A 17104-nucleotide genomic window follows, 5' to 3' on the forward strand; every position below is an offset into this window, starting at 1 on the left:
GCGCAATCGCGGCGGCCCTCGCGTGCGCATGCCTGGATGTCGAAGACACCGCAGGGGGATACAGTGATCAGATCGACAATGCAGTGGCTCGGCGCCGTTTCGGTGCTGAGCCTGATGGGCGCCCATGCGCAGGCCCAGACCGTCGCGACCGCCGGCGCGGCCGTCGCGCAGGCGCGTGCGGACCAGCCCGGGACCGATAGCGACGGCACCGACACCGGCGACATCGTCGTCACCGGCACGTCGCGCACCCAGCGCAAGTTCGACGCGCCCTATTCGGTCTCGACGATCGATCGCCAGCGGATCGACGACACCGCGCCGCACAGCGTCGCCGCGCTGCTCAAGGCGACCCCCGGCATCACCGTCGAGGCGTCCGGCGGCGAGGGCGGCGGCGAGAATGTCGTCATCCGCGGCCTGCCGTGGAGCGGGTGGCGGCTGATCGATCTCAACCAGGACGGGATGCCGCTCTTCGAGACGAACACCGAACGCTATTTCAACATCGACCAGATCTATCGCGTCGATCTCGACACCCGGCGCGCGGAGGTCGTGCGCGGTGGCACGGCGCCGATCTACGGCAACAATGCCTCGGGCGGCGTGGTCAATTTCATCACCGGCCACGGCACGCCGGCGTTCGAGGCCGCGGTGCGGCTCGAAACCGGCACCGGCGCGCGGGTGCGCGGCGACGCGTCCGTCTCCGGCCCGCTCACCGATCGCCTGATGGCGACGGTCGGCGGCTTCTATCGGCGCGACGACGGCCTGCGCGCCACCGGCTTCCGGAACGCCGATCTGGGCGGGCAGATCAAGGTCGGCGCGACCTACCGGCTCGACGCCGGCAAGATCTGGGCGGACGTCAAATATCTGAACGACCAGAACGTCTTCTACACCGCGGTTCCGCTCACCAGTCCGCTCGACGGATCGTCGCTGGCACGCCTGATCGATCCGCGCGACGGCACGCTGACGTCGAACGCCTTCCGCTACGTCACGCTGCGCACGACCGGTCCGGACGGGCGCGCGACGACCGTCCGCCGCGATCTGCAGGACGGTATCCACAGCAAGGCGCTGACCGCGACGCTGGGCGGCGACATCGACCTCGGCAGCGGCTTCACGCTCTACGACACCTATCGCCACACGGACGACACGACGCGGTTCAACGCGCTGTTCAACGGCGCGCCGACCGGCGCCGCGGCCTATCTCGCCAGCCGCCTCAACGCCGCGCGCACCGCCTTCGGCGCCAACGTCGCCACCCTGCGCTACGTCGTCGCCGGCACGAACACCCCCTACACCCTCACCACCCCCCTGATCGCAACGAACACCTGGGGCAGCGTCGACACCGAGGTTCGCTACGACGCCAACGACATCCATCTGACCAAGGCGCTCGACACGCCGGTCGGGCGGCACACGCTGACCGCGGGCTTCTATTACAGCAGCTATCGCTACGAGACGCGGCAGTTGCTCAACGCGATCCTGACCGACGTCCGGACGCAGCCGATCGCGCTCGACATCCAAGCGCTGAACGCGGCCGGGCAGGTCGTCGGCGGCGTCACCGAAAACGGCTTCATCGCTTATGGCAACGGCAGCCAGAGCGGCCGCGTCGACGGCCATTCCGCCGATGTCTACGTCGCCGACACCTGGCAGGTGACGCCCGCCTGGTCGATCGATGCGGGCTATCGCCGCGTGCAGCGCGACCAGAGCGGCGTGCAACTCGTGCTCGGAACGGTCGTGGCCGACGCCAACGGCGCGATCCCGGCGCGCGCGGTCGCCGGGCCGGTCCGCTCGGTCGCCCGCTCCGAAAAGCCCGTCGGGCACAGCTGGACGATCGGCACCGGCTATATCCTCTCGCCGGTCGCCAATGTGTTCGCCCGCTACACCAAGACGTTCAGCTATCCGCGGCTCGACAATATCCTCGGCGGGGCGGTCCTCCCCGGCTCGACGAGGCCGCTGCCGGTGACGGACATCAAGCTCGCCGAAGCCGGCGTGAAATATGCGCTGCCCGGCCTGCGCCTCGCCGCGACCGCCTTCTGGTCGAAATTCCTCAATCTCAACGGCGGCACCCAAGTCGCAGACGTCAACGGCCTCATCACCAACGCAAACATCATCTTCGACACCCGGACCTATGGCGTCGAGTTCGAGGCGGTGGCCACCCCGGCCGACGGTGTCGAGATCATCGCCAGCGGCATGGTCCAGAGGCCGACCAACACGCGGGTGGACACGCTGACCGGCCTCGATGCGCGCAGCACGGAGGGAACGGACATCGCGCGCGTGCCGCGTATCCAGCTGAGCGTGGAGCCGTCGTACAGCTTCGATGCCGGCGATCTGCGCGCGCGCGTCTTCACCTCGTTCTTCACCATCGGCCGGCGCTTTCAGGATGCGTCGAACCTGAGCCGCCTGCCCGCCTATTCGACGTTCGACATCGGCGCATCGCTCACGTCGATCGACGGCTTCGAACTGCGCGGCATCGTCAACAATGTCGGCAACGTCGTCGGCCTGACCGAGGGCAATGCCCGGGCCGCAGCCATCGCCGCCGGCTCGGTCGCGAACGCGTCGGTCGGCCGCTCGATCTTCGGGCGGACCTTCACCCTGTCGCTGACCCGGCGGTGGTGATCGCGAACACATAGGCAGGCAGGTCGAGCCGGTGGTGCCTGCCGCTGCCGGCTCGACCCCGACATCTGGAGAAACAGGCAATGTCACATCTATCCCGGTCCGGAGGCGCCCTGATGCTGCTCGCCGCCGCCATGAGCACGCCCGCCCCGGCGCGGACCAGGCCAACCGCCACCGGTCGCATCGCCGTTACCCGCCAGGCGCTCGCCGACCCCGCCTCGCCGCACGTCATCACGGTGGCGCATCGCGGCTGCTGGGAGGTCGCCCCGGAGAATTCGATCGCCGCGATCGACGCCTGTGCCGCGCTGGGGATCGATGCCGTCGAGAACGACGTGCGGCATACGCGCGACGGCGTGGCCGTCATCATGCACGACGACACCGTCGACCGGACGACCGACGGGCACGGCCGCGTCGCCGCCCTGTCCTGGGCGGACCTGTCCGGGCTCCACCTGCGTACGCGCAACGGCGGTGCCGGCGCCGCGCTGACCGCCGAGCGCATTCCCACCCTCGACGCCTATATCGCGGCGGCGAAGGATCGGGTCATGATCGTCTATGACGTCAAGGACGGCAGCCAGCGCGCGGCGTTCCGGCATATCGAGCGATCGGGAACGGTCGATCAGGCGATCTTCTTCTACGAATGCGTCGACCGCACGCTGGCCGAGGCGATCGCGCCGTTCCGCGACCGCGTCGTGACGATCCCGATCATGTTCGGCAAGGACGGTCCGCTCGCGCCGGCGGTGGCGCGGTGTCCCTCGAACCCGGCCGGCTGGGCGCACGTCAAATGGTCCGACGAGGACTGGATCCGCCAGGTTGCCGCCAGCCAGCCCAGCACCCCGGTCAGGCTTTGGACCGCCACGATGTTCCCGGCCGACAACGCGGGCCACGACGATGCCCTCGCGCTGAAGGAACCCGATGCGGTCTGGGGCGCGCAGATCCGGGCGGGCGCCCGGATGATCATGACGAACCAGCCCACGGCACTGATGCGCTATCTGCGTGGCCAAGGACATGCACCAAGCCGGTGACGTGGTGGCTCGCAAGGCCGAAGCCTCGCTCGGTCTACCCCGCGGATAGCGTTCGCGTTCCTGCGGCTATGACGAAAGCGGCGCCGCTGCGGATCGCGCCGTTGCGGTCGCCGCTATCGACGATCATCCGCATGTCGGCGCGCACGAGTGCGCGATCGATATCGATCTGCGTCCAGCCGCTGTGACGGACGTCGTGGAAGCGAACGTGCGGGTTGTTGTGCCCCACGTCGCCGAAGCGGCCGGTCGGCGGCGGCGCGGCGCCTAGGGCGGACGTCACGAATTCGGCCCCGATCGCCGTGCCATCGTCCCCGCCGAGATCGTTAGCCCAGAAGGAATGCACGTCCCCGCTCAACACGATCGGGTTCGTCACCGCCGGTCGCTGCATGTCGCGCAGCAGCCGGGCACGATTGGCCGCATATCCGTCCCACTGATCGCTGAACGTCGCCGTCCGCGCGCCGTTCAGCCAGAGCGGGGCGAAGAACACCTGCTGCGCGATCAGCGACCAGGGCCGGCGCTCGCCGGCAAGACGATCGGACAGCCAGCGTTCCTGCGCGCCTCCCAGAATCGTGCGGCCCGGCGCCGACGCTGCGGCGCAGTCCTCCAGCCGGACGTTCCGCGCCACGTCGGGCGCGGCGCATGGCGGCGCACTGCGATACTGGCGGGTGTCGAGGATCGACATCGATACCAGATCGCCCCAGTCGACGGCACGATACAGTCGCGGTGCGCGACGGTTGCGCCACAGGCCGGGCCGGATCGGCATATGTTCGAAATAGGCCTGATAGGCCGCCGCACGCCGCGGCGCGAACAAAGCGGGCGGCAATCCCTCGCGGTTGGCGAGGCCGGCATAATCGTTGAGGACCTCATGATCGTCCCAGGTCACCACCCAGGGGCAGGCGCGATGTGCGGCCTGGAGATCGGCGTCGGTCTTGTAGAGCGCGTGCCGCTGTCGATAGCCGGCCAGATCGCGCGGCTCCGGCGCGCCGAAGCTGCGGACGCGGGGCAGGTCCGGGTAGCTCTGCTCGTAGATATAGTCGCCGAGCTGGACGATCAGATCGGGCTCGGCGGCAACGATGTCGCGATAGGCGCCGAACCATGCCTGTTCCCAATGCTGGCAGGACGTCACCGCCAGCCGCAGCCGGTCCGCAATCACCGGCGACGTCGCCGCCCACCCGACCGGGCTGGTCGCGCCGAGCGCATGGAAGCGATACCAATAGGGCCTGCCCGGCGGCAGCCCCGTCACCTCGACATGTACGGCATGGGCGCGCTCGGGGAAGGCGCCGCCCCGCCCACGACGGACGATGCTGCGGAAGTGCGAATCGGTCGCCACCTCGTAGCGGACCGCGACCGCGGCGGCCTGTAGCGGCGTGGCATGCGGCCCGATCAATCGCGTCCACAGGACGAAGCCGTCCGTCGTCGGATCGCCGCTCGCCACGCCGAGGGCGAACGGATCCGTATCGGCACGCGCATGCGCATCGAGCGGGATCGACGGCATCACCGCCAACCCGGCCATGGCGGCGAGGAGCGCCCGGCGATGCCACAGCTGATCGGATGTCGTCATGCGGATCCATCCTGTCCGCGCGCCGTGACGCGGCGATGACACGGATCGCCCGACGTCACGGAAACGTAGCAGAAGCGCAACGAAAACGTCCCCGGGCGATCGTAACCGGGCCCTGACGATCGTCGACGAACGACGACTTTTACGACGCTTCTCAAAGGTGGGAACCCCGATGATCCGCAAGACGATGCTGCTCGCCTCGGTGAGCGCGCTGTTCGCCATTTCCGGCGTGGCGCGGGCTCAGGCCGCACCCGACGACCAGATCGCATCGCGCGAACCGCAGGACGCCGGCGGCGAGATCGTCGTCTATGGCAGCGGCAAGGTCCGCCAGGAACAGACGGTTTCGCGCAAGGCGATCGAGATCCTGCCGCCGGGCAGTTCGCCGCTGAAGGCGGTCGCCCGGCTGCCCGGCGTGGCGCTGCAAAGCTCCGACCCCTTCGGGTCGTACGAACTGGGCACCCGCCTGTCGGTACGAGGCTTCAACCAGAGCCAGATGGGCTACACGCTCGACGGCGTGCCGCTCGGCGACATGTTCTACAACAATCACAACGGCCTGCATGTCAGCCGTGCGATCGCGGCCGAGAATATCGCGCGGGTCGACGTCTCGCAGGGTGCCGGATCGCTCGGCATCGCCTCGACCAGCAATCTCGGCGGCAATCTGGAGTTCGTGTCGCGCGCGCCGTCGCGGGAACTCGGCGGCGAAGTCGCGCTGACCTATGGCATGTACGACACGGTGCATCTGTATGGCCGGCTGGACAGCGGCGAACTGGCGACCGGCACGCTGCTGTCGGTTTCCGGCGTCATCCACGATGCCAGCAAGTGGAAGGGCTTCGGCGGCCAGTCGGACAACAAGGTCAACGGCAAGATCGTCCAGACGATCGGCGATGCAACGCTGACCGGCTGGCTCAATTACTCGCTCCACAAGGAGCGCAATTACGCCGATTTGTCGCCGGCGACGCTGTCGCGCATCGGCTACGACCTCGATTTCCTGCGGCCGGACTATGCCACCGCGATCCTGCTGTCGCAGGTGAGCGCGAACCGGACCGCCGAGGCCGCACGCCGGCCCCTGCCCTTCCCCACTGCCGGCGTCGCCTTCCCAGCGCCCTACACGAACGTCAACGACACCTATTACGACAGCGGGGGCGTGCGGCGCGACTGGCTGGGCGCGGTGACGCTGGACCTGCCGGTCGCCGACTGGCTGGATGCGAGCGCCACCTATTACCACCATTACGACAAGGGCAGCGGCGGCATCTACACGCCGGCGGTCTTCTCCCCCGATGGTTTCCCGCTGTCGGTCCGCACCACCGAATATGGCATCAAGCGGGACGGCGGCCTCGCCCGCGCGACGGCGACGCTCGGCGCGCACACGGTCCAGATCGGCTATTGGCACGAGGACAATCGCGCCAGCACCGACCGCAATTATTATGCCGCCAGCCTCACCAACCGCCCGGACGTCACGGCCTTCCTGACCAATCCGTTCCGCAGCGATTTCCTCACCGACCTGACCACCGTGACGAACCAGGTTTTCGTCAGCGACAGCTGGAAGATCCTCGACGCGCTGACGATCGCCGGCGGCTTCAAGGGCGCACGCGTGTCGAACGGCATCACGACCAGCGTCGGCACGCCGTTCATCAACGGCCGGATCGCCGCGAGGGATTGGTTCCAGCCCCAGATCGGTGCGACCTATCGTGTCGGTCGTCAGGAGCTGTTCGCCAATTACGCCGAGAACATGCGCGCGTACATCAGCTCGTTCCGCGGCCCCTTCGGCACGACCCAGGTCGGTTTCGAGGCTATCCGGAACACGCTGAAGCCCGAGACGTCGCGCACCGTGGAAGCGGGCTGGCGCTTCGATCTGGGGTCGGTACGCGGGGTGCTTGCCGGCTATGACGTCAGGTTCCGGAACCGGCTGCTGGCGGCCTTCAGCGGTGCGAACATCCTCGGCAATCCCAGCATATTGCAGAACGTCGGCAGCGTCACCAGCCGCGGCGTGGAAGTGGCCGCCACCTATCAGGTGGCGCGGCCGCTCGCGCTGATCGCCTCCTATTCGTACAACGACAGCACCTATGACGACGACACGGTCAACGGCACGGCATTCGTCCCGACGCGGGGCGTGCGCACGGTCGACACCCCCGCCCACCTCGGCAAGGGCGAGATCAACTATGACGACGGCCGGTTCTTCGCCAATCTCGCGGGCGCCTATACCTCCCGCCGCAACGTCACCTACACCGGCGACGTGACGGTCAAGGGCTACACGCTATTCGACGCGGCGATCGGCTATCGCTTCCCCGCGAACAGCACGTTCGCCGGTGTCGAGGTCCAGATCAATGCCATCAACCTCACCGACGAAGCCTATATCGCAGCGCTCGGCTCGGGACAGTTCTTCAACACCGCGGCATCGCTGAACAACACGCTTCAGGCTGGATCGCCGCGGCAGGTCTTCGGCACGTTGCGACGCAGGTTCTGAGCGGAGCGGCGCCGATCTTGCCGGCAACGGCCCCGCCCGAGGAGCCGTTGCCGGTCCAGCCGATAAGGTACACGCTCCAGCGGGGCATTTGGTCGCGATCGCTTGTGCCCCGGAAACGCGTTGCTCACCAACGAAAGCTTCCGGTACGCTTGATGGCCGGTTGGGCCCGCTGCGTCAGGTACCTGCCGCCACCTGCATGCGCGCCGCGATCCTGCCACGGCGCTGTTCGGTCATCGGTCGACGGTGATACGCGGGGCACGGGACCGGACACCTCCGTTCCGTCCGTGCCCCTGCCATCTGCGCCGTCAGACGTTGACCGTCGCCGCACCGCCCGGACCGCCCGATCCGATCGCCTGCACCTCGATGATCGCAGCGCCGGTGCCCGCCGGCAGGGCGGTGGGACTGTAGAATGCATCGCCGTCGATCCGGCCGATCCAAACCCGCTCCCCTCCCGCCGACGATCGCCGAAAGACGTCGTATCGACCGCTTCCGCTCCAGCGCAGCGCCAGACCGATTGCCCCGGTTTCCGGATCGACGACGCGCCGGTCGAGGCGAAGACCCGTCGGCGCGGCGGGCGGGGATGATGCGCCGTTGGTCACGGCCAGCCGACCAAAGCGCATGTCGATCGCCTGCGTTGCGCCATCTGCGGCCTGGAAACCCAGCAGGATGGCGGCGATACGACGTCCGGAAAATGCCCGGAGGTCCAGCCGATGCGGAACCCAGTCGGTCGCTGACCCGGTGACGGCATCAGGCGAGACAAGGGGCAACCATTGCGTCTGGGCGGGCTGGTCCGCGAAGATCAGGCCGACGCGCGTTCGCAGCCGATCGGCCGCAGACCCTCGTGCGACCAGTTCCAGCACCGTTGAACCCGAGCCGATCGGCAGGTCGGTCTTGTAGAGATGCAGACGCGTCTCGCTGGCAGGGCCGAGCGTCCCCGCGACGCGTAGCGATGTGCCACCGTCATAGGCCACGCCGCGATCGAACGCGACGTCGAGCAGCCCGACGGCATCGGCGTTGCGGTCGGTCAAGCCCGCAAACGGTGCGCGCCACCATTGCCAGGTCGGCAGAAGGTCCTGAACGCCCAGGTTGAACCAGGCCGTGTCGCTGACCCGCATGCCATTGACGAAGAAGGATTGCCCTTCCCCCTCGTTGAAGTGCGTGACGAAGGGCATCGCCCCGATCACCGAGCGTTCGGCAATGAAGTTGGCCACGCCATAGGTAATCGGAAGATCCGCCTGGTCGTTCGACGAGCGCGGGAAATCGTCGTTGGTCGTCGCCCATTCGGTATAACGACGGCCCTTCCCATAAGCCGCCTGCTGCGTCGCGTCGGGACTGTTGAGCAGCGCAGGGTTCTGGGTCTGGCCGCTATAGACCATGCGCTCGATCGTGGGGACGTCGACGGCGGCGGGAAGGAAGGCGGCGCCTCGCCCCGACTGGCGGGCACGCATGAGGTTGAGGATGCCGTCGTCCAGCGAATAGAGTTGCAGGCTGCCTTCCACCCGCTGGGCCGAACTCGGGCTGATGACGTCGGGGGCGGCCACGCCGATATAGCCGGGTCCGGGATAGAGCTGGAACCCATAGTATATATCGAACTTCGTCCGCTGGAACGTGCCGATGGCAATGCTGTTCATCGCCGGGGAACCGGGCCGGCCCCCACAGCAATTGCCGGGACCGCCGTAACTGCTCCAACCCTGATCGGGCATCGCGCTGTTGGGGGCAGGATTGAGACGCGCGCTGCGCGGGAACAGCTGCGACAGACTGGTCTGGCCATTGTAATGCTGGACATGGAAACGCGCCAGACCGGCCTGCGAAGCGGCAGTTCGCATCGCCGCCATCAGTCTCGCCACGCCTGCGTTGTCGTTTGCCGAACCCTGTTCGTGATTGACGAAATAGCCGTCGAACCCAAAATATTTGGCAAGTTTGACATATTGTCTGGCGACGGCGTCGACCGAAAACACGCGGCCGTTGAAAATCCGCTGTTCGGGCTGGAATATGGTGCCGAGGCAAAGCGCACCGTTCCGATGCGCGGCGTCGGTCGTCGCAGGATTCGGGATGGAGCCCGTCCCCGCCCATTGCACGACGATATCGTGGACGCCCAGTCGACGCGGAACCTGCACGCCCATCGGGGGCATCGCGGCATGGCGCGTACGCCGATACAGATCGTTGGAATAGCCGCGCTGAATGGTGCGATAGGGTCCGGCCAGCGTCGCCGCACCCGGCCTTGGATCGAGCGCGGGATGCGCTTGCGTGGCCGCCAGCGGCGCGATCCGCGGCGCGAGGGGAACCACCGACCGGAAATAGACGGCATCGGGATCTTTCGCCGGATCATAAGCCATGAAGGCCAGGAATTGATCGGCATTCGCGCGGGTCAACGGATAGGCGGGTGCGGCCTGGGCCGTCGCGGCGCTGGCGGCGATAGCAGAGGCGGAATCGGCAGCGGACGAGCCGGTCACCACTCTTACGGAATCGTCTGCCTGGCCGACACCACCCAACCAGCCACCCTGGCGGCTACGCGCGGCAAGCGCGAGCCCCGCCACCACCAGACTTGCGCCGCCCAGCAGCGTCTGGCGACGTGACAGCGATTTCCCGTGACCGCCGCCGCGGTCGGCATCCATGCCGCGATCGGTCGTCGTCTTGCGTTCGATCATCCTTCCCTCCTGCTTCACGTGATTTGGTGGTCGCGCATAACTTTTGGTCGTCGATGGGGAGGCGCTGTGGAAACCTGTCGGCCGCAGGCCGAGGTGGACCGCACTGGCCTGACATGTCGCCTCACGAACCCCGATCGTTTGCGACGCATGTCCTGGGGAGATATACCTCTGGCAAATCGGCATGGCCCGATGCTCACCATCGAACATCCGGCGGCACCGCAAAACAAAGGGGCGTGGTCGACTGCGGATGTGCTGCGGCACAGATCGCACCGCTCACGGCCACGACCACCACGCCCAGTTGGGGGGCCCGACGAGGATTGGGAAACGTCGAGCCCCCCGAACCATCAGAACATGCGGAACGTCACACCCGCCGTGAGGCGCGCGCCGTAGCGGTTCCACGCCAGCGGCAGGTTGCCGTTGGTCGTCGGCCTTTCGGTCGCGTCGAGGATGTTCTGCGCCGCGATCGTTACGGCCAGCCTGTCGGTGATATTGTACGCCGCCTGGGCATCCAGCTGTCCCCAGGCGTTGACGTAGGTCGGCGCGTCCGTTTCCGTCCCGACCGTGTCGAGATACTTGCTGCGCCAGGTGTAGGAGACGCGAGCCTGGACCGGCCCCCGCTCGAAGAAGGGCGAGATCGTATAGCTCAGCTTCGAGAGGTAGGGGAGTGGGAGCTTGCCGGGCGTATTGAAGTTGTCCGTGAAGGATCCGTATTTCTGGTCGAGCACCGTCGCATTGGTCTGGATGCCGAATCCCCAGGCCAGATTGCTCGTCAGGCCGATCGACGCGCCCCGCACCTGCGCGTTGCTGCCGTTGAAGGGCGTGTTGACGAGCATCGTGTTCGTCCGCTGCAGCTTGCCGTTGCAGAACAGCGACCGGTTCTGCCGGCAGAAATCGACCGCTTCGGTCGGGACCACGACCTCGACGAAGGCATTCTTGCGCACGATGTACGACTGGATATCGTTGACGAACAGATCGACGTTGAACAGGCTGCCCTTCGCGAAATACCATTCGAACGCCGCATTGTAGCGCCACGCGCGATAGGGTTTCAGGTCGGGATTGCCGCCGTTCCCGCCGAAGAACGGCCCGAAGCTCGAATACCGGTCGATGCTGTATTCCACCTGCCCGGACATGTCGGCGAAGCTGGGGCGCGACACGACCTTGCTCGCCGCGGCACGAAGCTTGATGTCATCGGTCACCTCATAGGCGGCGTTGAACGACGGCAACCAGTCGTCATAGCCGCGCTTGATCGTGACCTGTTCTTCGTACCACGGGTCGTAATCGAGCGTCGAACGATAGGTCTGTTCGTTGCTGGTCCTGGCGTAGCGCACGCCAATATCGCCCGACAGGCGACCGACGTTGTAATTGATCTGCCCATAAGCGGCGTTGGTGTTTTCGATCGTGTTCCAGAAATTGCCGGCATCGCGGAAATTGCCGGTGGCATTGCCCGGCGACCGGTTGGCCTCGGAGAATTTGGTCAGCGAATCCTGTGTCAGGCCGACGATGCTGCGCAGCGCGCCGCCTGCCCCCAACCCTCGCCACAATGTCGGGTCCAGCACCGACGTCTGATACGCCGCCATGCTCTCGGTGCGCGGGAACACGGTGTTGTAGAAGGTCGGCTTGTTCAGCGAGCGATGCTGCTGGATGCGGCCACCGAACAACAGGTCCTTCACCGGGCCCCAATCGAGGTTCAGCTTGCCGTCGAACTTGGCATATTGGTAGCGGTCGAGGGTCTCGGCGAATTTCACGAACCCGGCCTGCTGGCCGGCCGCGCGCGTCTTGAACAGCGCCGGATCGGTCGGCGACGTCGCCAGCGTCAATGCAGGCCCGTTGCGGTCGAAGGCGAAGCTGCCCGACGTGTTGCCGTAGAAGCTGAGATAATATTCCGGGTCGCTGCCGCCGGTCGCCTGGGTGATGCCCGCGTTCAGGACCATGTCCAGCCGCCCGGGCGACCAGCGCGTCCGGATGTTGTAGACCTCGGTGTTCAGCTTCGAACGCTTGTAATATTCGTCCATGCGAACCGCGAAATTGCCCGCGCCGCCGGTGACGCCCGCCGCCTGGGTGGTGACGGTCGACAGCCGGGTGATCGGCGCGGATCCCGCGTCATAGGCGTTGCCCTGGTTCCAGGGCACGCTGAAGTCGGTCTGGAAGGTCTGCGTGTAATCCGAAAAATCGCCCCAGATGCGCAGCGCGGTGCCCTGCATCTCGAAATTGTCGACCGGCTTGGCCTGAACCGCGAGATAGCCCGTGGTGCGGATGCTGTTCGACCGGGTGGCGCTCATCCACAGGAATTGCGGCACCAGCATCGAGCTGGTCAGCGCCGGGCCACTGGTCACGGTGGGCAGCAGGGCGGCGTTGTTGAACGCCCCGGTCGCGCCTTTGGTGCAGCCGCCCCAGCCATTGCCGTTACAGGCCGGGCCATAACGCGTCTCGAACGACCCCGAACCCAGCACCGACTTGTTGTAGGCGAGGCTCGCCAGAATGCCGAAGGTCTTGTCCTCGGTATACCAGCTGTACAGGATCGACGCGCGCGGATCGCGTTCCTTGTTGCGCAGATTGAGATTGTAGTTGGCCGCGACCGACAGGGTGTTGCGGGGCAGTTCGAACGGCAGGCGCGAATTGACGATGATCGAGCCGCCGACCCCGCCTTCGTCCAGCCGCGCCTCGGACGTCTTGTAGACCTCGACCGTACCGATCAGTTCCGGCGCCAGATTGCGGAAGTTGAAGCTGCGGCCGGTATCGCGATTGTTCGCGCCGGTTTCGGCGGTCGCGATGGGCTGGCCGTTGAACTGGGTCAGGATCAGCCGGGAGTCGATGCCGTTGATCGACACCTTGGCGCCCTCCCCGCCCGCCGTGCGATCGATCGTGATGCCCGGCAGGCGCGACAGCGATTCGGCGACGTTGACGTCGGGATAGCGGGACACGTCCTCCGCGGTGATGACGTCGATCTGCGCCGACGATGCCCTTTTCGTGTCGATCGAATTGGCGATCGCGTTCCGGGTGCCGACGACGACGATGTCTCCGTCGCCATCGGTATTGGCCTCGCCGCGCTTCTCCAGCCGCTGCGTCACGCGATCGGCGGTGCTGCGGGGCGCGTCGGCCTGCACCTGCGCCTGAACCGGCGTATCGGCGACCTGATCCTGCGCGGTGGCGGAAACCGCCCAGCCGACGCTGGTGATCGCCGTAGTAAACAACGCAAGCGTACGAACTTTCATTGAGCCCTCCCTGTTTCCGTGTGCCGTCGTCCTCGGCTCACCCCCGGAAGGAAGGCTATGTTACGATACCAATCTATGTCAATTACGGACTTATATTTTCGGTCAAAATCGACATATATAGCGACATATGATGACAATGTTTATCGTCGCCGGGAACCGAAACCTTCGGACCACCGGCTGCGATCACCTTCGTAAAAGGCAGGTTTTCCGTTGAAAGGGTTCCATCGGGAGGACAGGGGAATGGCGGGAGAAGCGGTACGCAGGATCGTCATCGCCGGGGGTGGCGCGGCCGGATGGATGTCCGCCGCGGTGCTGGCGAAAGTCTTGCAGCACCAGGGCTGTACGATCCAATTGGTCGAGTCGGATGATATTGGTATTATCGGTGTCGGCGAAGCGACGATCGCGGGTATCCACTGGCTGAACAACGTTCTGGGGATCGAGGAGGACGCCTTCGTCCGCGCGAGCCAGGCGACGTTCAAGCTGGGCATCGACTTTCGCGACTGGACCGGCGCGGGCAGCCGCTACTACCACCCCTTCGGCCGGTACGGCGCGCCGCTTCGCGGGGTCGGATTCCAGCATCTATGGGTCAAGGCGCGGCGCCGGGGGCTGGTCACGTCGTTCGAGGATTATTGCATGACCTCGGTCGCCGCGCGGATGCGCCGGTTCGACCGCCCGGATCGTGCGCCGCCCGGCTCGCCGCTCAAGACGCTCAGCTATGCCTATCATCTCGATGCGGGACGCTACGCCCGGTATCTGCGTTCCCTGGCCGAAGCGATGGGGGTCCGGCGGATCGAGGGGATCATCGAGCGGGCCGATCAGGATCCCGAAACCGGTCACATCGTGGCGCTCCACACCCATCGCGGCGACGTGGTCGAGGGCGACCTGTTCCTCGATTGCACCGGTTTTCGCGCGTTGCTGATCCAGGGCGTGCTGAACACCGGCACGATCGACCTGTCCGACCTGCTGCCATGCGATCGTGCCTGGGCAGTCCCCTGCGCGGCAACCGCCGAGATCGACCCGTCCACCCGGTGCACCGCGCGGCCTGCGGGCTGGCAGTGGCGTATCCCGCTGCAGCATCGCACGGGCAACGGCCATGTCTTTTGCAGCGCCTTCATGAGCGAGGACGAAGCGCGCGACGTGCTGATGCGCAACCTCGACGGAGCACCGCTGGCGGAGCCCCGCCTGATCGCATTCCGGACGGGGCGCGCGAGACGGATCTGGAACAAGAACGTCATCGCGGTCGGCCTGTCCGCGGGCTTTCTGGAGCCGCTGGAGGCGACGACGATCCACGTCATCCTCAACTCGCTCAACAAGATCATCGGCCATTTCCCGCGCCGGACGCCCGATCCCTGCACGGTGGCCGAGTTCAATCGCCAGCTCGACCTGCAGTTCGATACGATCAAGGATTTCCTGGTCCTCCATTATCGCCTGTCGGGCGGGCGCGAGGAGCTGTGGCGCTATTGCCGGGCGCTGGCGCTCCCCGAACGGCTGGAACGAATGATGGAATCGTTCCGGACGACGGCGCGGATCGCGCCCGGCGAGTTCGATCAGTTCAAGGAGGCCAGCTGGTTCAGCGTGATGCTGGGTCAGGGGATCATGCCCGACGATCACGATCCGCTGGCCGACGGTATCGACGACGACGCGCTGACCCGGCATCTGGCGAGCATCCGCACCGGCATACGACAGGTCGCGGAACGCATGCCGACCCACGAAGCCTATATCCGCGCGCATTGCGCCGCGCCGGTTCCGGCATGACGCGGACCGGCCCTGCCCGACCGCTGGTCGCCGCCGCGGATGCGATGCGACGCGGCGATGCGACGACGGCGATGCGGCTGGCCAAGGGGGTGACCGATCGGTCGCCGGGCGACATGGATGGCTGGTGGCTCTACGCACAGGCCGCGATGGCCGCCGGGCAGATGGTGGATGCGGAACGCGCGTTCGCCTGCGGCGCGCGGCAGGCCCCGGCACGATCCCCCGTCGAGGCGCGCTTTCTGGCGCAGCGGGCGCGGCCTCTGGTCGAGGAAGGACGGCTGGCGGATGCCGTCCGCAGCGTGCGTGCGGCGGTGACGGCGGGGCTGCGCGATCCCCGCGACCTCGTGCTGGCGGGCTTCACGCTGACCCATGCCGGATTGCCTGCAGAGGCCTTGCCGCTTGCCGAACGGGCCTGCGCGGTCGCGCCGGACGACGCCGACGCCTGGTACAATCTGGGCAGCATCCGCGAATATGTCGGCGACCGGACCGGCGCGCAGATGGCGTTGGAGCGCGCCATCGCCGTGTCGGGCGGGCGCTTCGTCGCGGCCAGCCACCGCCTGTCGCATCTGCGCCGCTGGACCGCGAGCGACAATCACGTCGCCGCGCTCGAACAGGTCGCCTGCCGCAGCCCGGCCGAGGCCGCGCGCGTCGCTTATGCCTTGTTCAAGGAATATGACGACATCGGCGACACCGACGCCGCCTGGAACTGCCTGCAACGCGGCGCGGCGATCATGCGACGGCTGGAGCCCTGGTCGCGCGACGAGGAGGCCGCGACGATCGCCGCGTGGCGGACGCACTGTTCCGCCGCCGCTTTTGCCGCTCCCGATGCAATACGGCGCGAAGGGCCGCGACGGATCTTCATCGTCGGCCTGCCACGTTCGGGAACGACGCTGGTCGAGCGGATCCTGGCGGCGCACAGCCAGGTCCATGCGATGGGCGAACCCAAGGCCTTCGCGATCGCGGTGGGCCGGCTGGCGAATTGCGCCGATGCGCCGCTGCTCGATGCGCGCGTGGTCGCCGCAGCCGTCACGGTGCCGCCGGCCGCCATCGCGACCTGTTACACGCGTGAGATGGCGCCGTTCGACGGCGGCCGGCCGGTCACGATCGACAAGCGGACGCAGAACATCCACTATGTCGGCCTGATCCGGCGCGCCTTTCCCGATGCGGCGATCGTCGCACTGGAACGCGATCCGATGGATGCGCTGTTCGGTGCCTACAAACGGCTGTTCGCGGGGAGCCACAGCTGGTCCTATGCGCAGGACGACCTGGCCGACCATTACCGCCATCATCGCGCGTTGATGGCGCATTGGGGCGGCATTCCGGAGATCGGGCTGATCCGCGTATCGCTGGAGGCGTTGATCGCCGATCCCGAACCGCACATCCGCCGCCTGCTCGACGCATGCGGCCTGCCCTTCGAGTCCGCCTGCCTGCGTCCCCACGAAGCGACGGGCGCGGTGATGACCGCCAGCGCGACCCAGGTCCGGCGCCGGATCAACGCCGACGGCGTCGGGGCCTGGCAGCGTTATGCGGATCACCTCGGATCGCTTCAGAGCAGACTGGTGCGCGACGGGTTGGTGGATGCGGTGGTGCGTTGAGGGGGGTGTTTTCAGAGACGGGCGGGGCTGAGTTGCCGCGGAAGGGGCCGTTGGCGGCACCATAGAGCCAGCCCCCTTCGCGGCTCCCGGTTGTCGCAATACTCACCCCATGACCGACGACATCCACCATGGCACTCGCTCCATGTCCAATCGCCTTGGCCCCAAATCGCCTGTGAGACTTCGACGAAGCTGCGGACGCCATCCGTGGCCTTGTAGAGCGTGTGACGCTGACACCGGGCGCGAAGCGCGGCGAGTTTCGTT

At 66.8% G+C, this 17104-nt stretch carries 8 protein-coding genes; 5 read left to right on the plus strand and 3 right to left on the minus strand.

Annotated elements, in window-relative coordinates; genetic code table 11:
* The first annotated feature begins 78 nt into the window (after positions 1-78).
* Positions 79-2598, plus strand: coding sequence for a TonB-dependent receptor (locus AC1RTO_RS18140; protein WP_493162214.1), 2520 nt, complete (start codon positions 79-81; stop codon positions 2596-2598).
* A 113-nt stretch (positions 2599-2711) separates the two neighbouring features.
* Positions 2712-3617, plus strand: a complete 906-nt coding sequence (locus tag AC1RTO_RS18145) for a glycerophosphodiester phosphodiesterase family protein (protein WP_493162215.1) — start codon at positions 2712-2714, stop codon at positions 3615-3617.
* A 34-nt stretch (positions 3618-3651) separates the two neighbouring features.
* On the opposite strand, the gene AC1RTO_RS18150 is transcribed toward AC1RTO_RS18145, so the two are convergent.
* Positions 3652-5175 (minus strand): alkaline phosphatase D family protein, encoded by a 1524-nt coding sequence (locus AC1RTO_RS18150; protein ID WP_493162216.1) that lies wholly within the window; start codon positions 5173-5175, stop codon positions 3652-3654.
* Between the two features lie 169 nt (positions 5176-5344).
* On the opposite strand from AC1RTO_RS18150, the gene AC1RTO_RS18155 reads away from it, so the two are divergent.
* Positions 5345-7636: a TonB-dependent receptor gene (locus AC1RTO_RS18155; RefSeq protein WP_493162217.1), complete on the plus strand. Its 2292-nt coding sequence runs from the start codon at positions 5345-5347 to the stop codon at positions 7634-7636.
* Positions 7637-7941: 305 nt separating this feature from the next.
* Here the strand turns inward: AC1RTO_RS18155 and AC1RTO_RS18160 are convergent, their stop codons facing one another.
* Entirely contained in the window at positions 7942-10545 is a 2604-nt protein-coding gene (locus AC1RTO_RS18160) for an endo-beta-N-acetylglucosaminidase (protein ID WP_493162218.1), read from the minus strand.
* An 83-nt stretch (positions 10546-10628) separates the two neighbouring features.
* Positions 10629-13496, minus strand: coding sequence for a TonB-dependent receptor (locus tag AC1RTO_RS18165; protein ID WP_493162219.1), 2868 nt, complete (start codon positions 13494-13496; stop codon positions 10629-10631).
* 240 nt (positions 13497-13736) lie between these two features.
* Here AC1RTO_RS18165 and AC1RTO_RS18170 point away from each other — a divergent pair, with 240 nt between their 5' ends.
* Positions 13737-15251 carry a tryptophan halogenase family protein gene (locus AC1RTO_RS18170; RefSeq protein ID WP_493162220.1) on the plus strand — a complete coding sequence of 505 codons (1515 nt, stop codon included), beginning with the start codon at positions 13737-13739 and terminating at the stop codon, positions 15249-15251.
* Positions 15248-16843 carry a sulfotransferase family protein gene (locus AC1RTO_RS18175; RefSeq protein ID WP_493162221.1) on the plus strand — a complete coding sequence of 532 codons (1596 nt, stop codon included), beginning with the start codon at positions 15248-15250 and terminating at the stop codon, positions 16841-16843. Before AC1RTO_RS18170 ends, AC1RTO_RS18175 begins: the two co-directional genes overlap by 4 nt.
* Positions 16844-17104 lie beyond the last annotated feature (261 nt).

The organism is Sphingomonas sp. GW821-FHT10F09 (genome assembly GCF_058809195.1).